1 protein-coding gene is annotated in these 2,250 nt (G+C 57.1%); it reads left to right on the top strand.

Annotation, left to right across the window (positions count from 1 at the left end; translation table 11 throughout):
* Positions 1-649 precede the first annotated feature (649 nt).
* Entirely contained in the window at positions 650-2,176 is a 1,527-nt protein-coding gene (gene ltrA / locus AC5SEO_RS26810) for a group II intron reverse transcriptase/maturase (RefSeq protein ID WP_495364203.1), read from the top strand.
* Positions 2,177-2,250 lie beyond the last annotated feature (74 nt).

Genomic DNA, 2,250 nt, shown 5'->3' with positions numbered 1-2,250 from the left:
GTGCGCCTCGCCCCAAACGGGGAGGCATATGACTGGAATGCAAAGAGAAAGGAGGATGTGAAGACTTGCCTGCCCCCTGCTGCGAGGGGGCATGAGCCCAAGCGGCGGTGACCTGCCGTCAACTGGCAGGGTGACGTAGCCCGCAGGTAAAGGGGATTGAGGCGAAGCCGTTACGCCAAGATGGTTCCCGAGGCTGAAGTATTGGAAGGTTGAGGAACACGAACCGGTTAACCCGCATCTGAGGGCTGAAATGTCGCCTCCGCCTACACGGCTTAACAGGTGGAATGCTGATGAAGCTGCCGGACACGTAAGTCGGCGGCATCCGAATACGGGCGTATATGTAGGTCGCCCGCATGGGGTCATGGAGAGAATGCAGCCAGACCATGACATCGGCATCGACTTGCGGAACGCAAGGGAAAAGACTGCGACCGGCAGCCCCACCAATACGCTGACGTCCAGCATATGAACGAGGGAAGGCATGATGGAATGACAACGAAAGTATTGCGTCTCAAGGGAGTTGACCCTGATGTCCATCATGTTGGCGGAGTTCTCGTAGTAGTCCGCGGCAGGGAAAGCCTGCCACATGGCGAAGGGGAACAGTTCAAACTGCTTGAAGTGCAAACTATCTGACCAAACGAGGTGAAGACCTTTGATAATCAGCGAAATGCAGCACAAGCTCGCAACATGGGCCGAGAGCGATCCAAACCGAAGGTTTGATCGGCTTCTTCGGCTGATTGCCAACCGGGAATGGCTTGCCGAGGCCGCTCGGATGGTTCTTGCGTCAAGCGGCGCACGAACGCCGGGTATCGACGGAATGGATAAGCAACGACTGCAGGGCAAACTGGATCAGCATCTGGACGACCTGCGGACAAGCCTGCTGGAGGAGAGCTATCGCCCCCAGCCGGTCAAGCGCATCTATATCCCGAAATCGAACGGCAAGCTACGACCACTGGGTATTCCGACCCTGACGGATCGCATCGTCCAACGCGCCATGCTGATGGCCATGGAGCCAATCTGGGAAAGCGATTTCCATCGTTTATCCTATGGCTTCCGACCGGAACGCAGCGTGCATCATGCCGTCCGCACCGTGAGGATACAGTTACAGGATGGAGGTGGAACGAAGGGCCGCTGGATCATCGAAGGTGATCTGGCCAGCTACTTCGATACGGTCCATCATCGGCTGCTTCTGAGATGCGTGCGGCGACGTGTGCAGGACGGACGGTTCGTCGATCTTCTCTACCGGTTCTTGAAAGCAGGCCACATCGACCGTGGCCTGTTTACGGCCTCAAGCGAGGGTGTTCCGCAAGGTGGCGTTCTGTCACCGCTCCTGTCCAACATCATGCTCCACGAGTTTGATATCTGGCTGGAGGCGAAATACCTGAACAATAAGGCCCGCAAGGATCGCTGGGCATGGAACTTCGGCATCCAGCAGGGCCGTCCCATCACAGTTCGCGAGAACCGGCAATGGAAACCGGCTGTTGCCTATTGCCGATACGCTGACGACTTTGTCGTGATCGTAAAAGGAACCAGAGCTCAGGCAGAGGAAATCCGCGAGGAATGCCGGGCGTTTCTGGAATGCGAGCTGAAGTTGACGCTGAACATGGAAAAGACCCATGTCACCCACGTCGACGACGGCTTCGTCTTTCTGGGGCACCGGATCATCCGCAAGCGAGGAGCGCATGGACGGATGTCCATCGTCACGACGATACCCAAGGAAAAGGCCAAGGGGTTTGTTCGCAAGCTCACCGGAACCCTTTCCGGCAATCATAGTGTCAGCACGGTCGACATGATCGCCGGCCTAAACCGCCAATTGGTGGGATGGGCGGCGTTCTACAAGTTCACCGACTTCACGGCGTACGTCTTCCGGCGCATCGACCATGTCGTGTTCTGGAAAATGGCGCATTGGCTGGGACACAAGTACCGATCCCGCATCAAACCATTGATGCGGAAATGGTTCAGGGTCCCGGAACCGGGCAAGGCGAAAACCTGGCTCGTGTTTGGTCGCAATGAACGCGGTGAACCCGTCGGAAAAGCGCTACACCGGCTTGTCTCAAGCCCCAAGGCGCAATTCCGGTGGCGCAATCCGGAGGAGAATCCATACATCTGCCGGATTGAGAGCCGCAGCACCGTCACGTCACACTACCATGACGTTGCTATGGCCATGGGCCAAGCTTGAATAGAGAGCCGTATGCGCTGAAAGGTGCACGTACGGTTCGGGGAGGAGAAGTGCTTCTGCGCTTCTTACTCCAC

It is taken from the genome of Agrobacterium sp. K11 (assembly GCF_059429395.1).
The sequence above is the reverse complement of the archived record's forward strand: the minus strand, read 5'-3'. Positions and strand labels throughout refer to the sequence as shown.